Consider the following 2,421-nt stretch of genomic DNA (forward strand, 5'->3'; position numbering starts at 1 on the left):
GTGCTTAAAGGTTTCGAAAAAACAATTCAAAAGATAGCGGATAAATTGTAGAAGGGCAAAATGTTATATCTATCTCAAAGAGATGATCGGTGGAAAAATATTAAACTCGGAAGTTGTAATGTAACTATTGGGAGTGACGGTTGTAAAATTACCTCATTAGGAATGTTAGCTGAAAAGTATCCGAATGATGTTAATAATAGATTTAAAGGTCATTATCTGAGTGGGTGCTTGGTAGCAGATGCTACTATCCCTTCAGTTATGCCTGAATTAGAATATAAGAAGGGAGCATATCCTTGCATAGCTGAGGTTAAAGTTCCAGTAGGGCAACACTTCGTAGTTGATTTGGGGAATGGTTATATCGTTGATCCGTGGACAGGCAAAGAAATTAAAAATCCATATGTAAAATTAAATAATAGGTGGTACGTACCAAAAGGAGGAACAATGGCAGATATAAATTGGCAAGAGAGGTATGATGCTGAGGTAGTAAAAAACTATAAGTTAACAGTAGATGGCAGGAATAAAGATGCTAGGATAGCTGTCTTGGAGGCAGAAGTTAAAGCCGCCAAAGACGAAAGAGATGCTTATAAAAAGCAATTAGAAAATTACGAATGTCCTAAATGTCCTTCAATAGAAGAAAGCGAAGTCGTAAAAAATTGGTTAGTCAAATTGTACGAAGAAATAAAAGCCTGGATATTTAAAAAGAGGTAAGAAAGAAGGGTTTTATGGGTATCATTTTAGGATTGGCCGCAATGCTGGCCACGTTAGTAGAGGTATTAAAAAGGGTTGAGTATGCGCCGGTTAATAATCCGCAGAGATGGGTATTTTCAATTGCGTGCGTCTTGGTTATAGGATATACTCTTATATCAGGACAGCTTGTATTGCAGAATGCTTTGATCATTGCAACGGTGATTGGATCTATTACGGTTTCGGCAACTGGTATATATGAGTGGATCATAAAAAAATTTTGGATCTAAAAAGTTAATCCGCCTTCAGGATCGGGATCTTTCCGATGGGCCTTTATTGTACGGAGTTAGTCGCCTCCGCCCGGCCCCGAGGGTGGATTTTTTATTGTTTAAAATTGTTGTGCAGAGTTGTGCAACTGTGGATAAGTAATAAATACCGTGCTTAAAATGGCTCAATAGAACAAAAGGGTTGACAAGTTTTGAAAAGTTTTGTAAAATGGTTATATAAATAAGGAACAGGAAATGAAATATATTAAAAGACAAAATGAGATATGCAAATGTGGTAACAAGATAATATGGGCGAGGGGAAAATGTCAGCGTTGTTACAATAACGATTATTATCATAATAAAAGAAAGAAATAATTAATTAGGGGAATGGAGGCGACTATGTTGGATTACCACACACAAGAGGCAATATTTGCTAGGAAGTACCGCAAGTTTGCAAAAAAGTTAGTGATTTTTTTAGCGGGAATAGCGGTAGGTATTCTATTGATTTCTTTGTTTGTTTGGGGCGTGCAGAGAGATTGGGACTATAACCTTGCGCAGTATGATCAATACTATATCGACATTCCGGCAAAATAATGGATTAGGTAAAGGCATACAATCAGAAGCAGATTGAGGCAATGGGAACCGATTTGACTTGTAATACGACTATCAGATTTGCTAATCTGTTACGGTGCGAGATAGGAGGCGAGTTCCTCAACACAGAGGAAATAATTAATAGATTGGAAGATAGTGACAAAAAGTTACTATGCAATAAGCACAATAGAAGCATTAGTTAATAAATTAAGAGGAAAAATATGAAGAAAAATAAAACTTTAGCCGAAGAATGTTTAGAGTTTAGAAAGGCTGTTATTAATCTGTTGATAGCCATAGGGATTGAAAAATTGGTTATTAAATTTAATAAATTTTTAAGGAAATTATATGGATAAACAACAACATAAAATATAAAAGGAGGCGACTATGGAAGAGAAAAAGGATTTAAAAGTAATTAATGACGGTCAAGCTGTGACTCTTCGTGATGTTATGAAGAAGAATTATGGTGATGACACAATGAAAGAGTTGGAGGCTTTCGTTCCGGCAGGACAACCCTCAAAGATGCTTTATATTGCATCTGTTGTTGAGGATGTTTTGGGACGAGATAAAACAGGAAAATTAAGATCTGCGAAGGATTTGATCAGGGTTATGATGTATGCGAAATCAACAGGATTGGATCCAGTAAAAAGACAATTCTATGCTGTATATAGAAAGGATTGGAAAACACAAAAAGAGGAGATGGCATTGCAGACTGGTATTGATGGTTTAAGGGCTATTGCGGAAAAGACAGGATTGTATGCAGGTTCTGATGATCCAGTTTATGATGGAGAGGATATTGAGAAAATAGATTTTAAAGATAAGCAGAGCGGGAAAGTTTATAAAACGATAACTGTTGGACATCCTATTAAAGCAATTGTTACTG

5 protein-coding genes are annotated in these 2,421 nt (G+C 36.1%); all 5 read left to right on the forward strand.

Annotated features, from left to right (window positions below; all coding sequences use genetic code 11):
* Positions 1 to 60: 60 nt before the first annotated feature.
* The gene (locus tag COZ07_RS05995; protein WP_406607665.1) at positions 61 to 708 is read left to right on the forward strand and encodes a hypothetical protein; all 648 of its coding nucleotides are present in this window, start codon (positions 61 to 63) and stop codon (positions 706 to 708) included.
* 14 nt (positions 709 to 722) lie between these two features.
* A complete protein-coding gene (locus COZ07_RS06000; protein ID WP_406607666.1) occupies positions 723 to 974 on the forward strand; it encodes a hypothetical protein in 252 nt (83 codons plus the stop codon).
* Positions 975 to 1,337: 363 nt separating this feature from the next.
* The gene (locus COZ07_RS06005) at positions 1,338 to 1,544 is read left to right on the forward strand and encodes a hypothetical protein (protein WP_406607667.1); all 207 of its coding nucleotides are present in this window, start codon (positions 1,338 to 1,340) and stop codon (positions 1,542 to 1,544) included.
* Between the two features lie 218 nt (positions 1,545 to 1,762).
* The gene (locus COZ07_RS06010; RefSeq protein WP_406607668.1) at positions 1,763 to 1,894 is read left to right on the forward strand and encodes a hypothetical protein; all 132 of its coding nucleotides are present in this window, start codon (positions 1,763 to 1,765) and stop codon (positions 1,892 to 1,894) included.
* Positions 1,895 to 1,925: 31 nt separating this feature from the next.
* A partial coding sequence (locus COZ07_RS06015; RefSeq protein WP_406607669.1) for a recombinase RecT occupies positions 1,926 to 2,421 on the forward strand: 496 nt, incomplete at its 3' end.

Source organism: Candidatus Infernicultor aquiphilus, assembly GCF_002784285.1.
GTDB lineage: Bacteria > Atribacterota > Phoenicimicrobiia > Phoenicimicrobiales > Phoenicimicrobiaceae > Infernicultor > Infernicultor aquiphilus.

Bases quoted from the DNA above. Each gene is read 5' to 3' on its own strand.
- COZ07_RS05995 (WP_406607665.1), top strand. From the start codon at position 61: ATGTTATATCTATCTCAAAGAGATGATCGGTGGAAAAATATTAAACTC.
- COZ07_RS06000 (WP_406607666.1), top strand. From the start codon at position 723: ATGGGTATCATTTTAGGATTGGCCGCAATGCTGGCCACGTTAGTAGAG.
- COZ07_RS06005 (WP_406607667.1), top strand. From the start codon at position 1,338: ATGGAGGCGACTATGTTGGATTACCACACACAAGAGGCAATATTTGCT.
- COZ07_RS06010 (WP_406607668.1), top strand. From the start codon at position 1,763: ATGAAGAAAAATAAAACTTTAGCCGAAGAATGTTTAGAGTTTAGAAAG.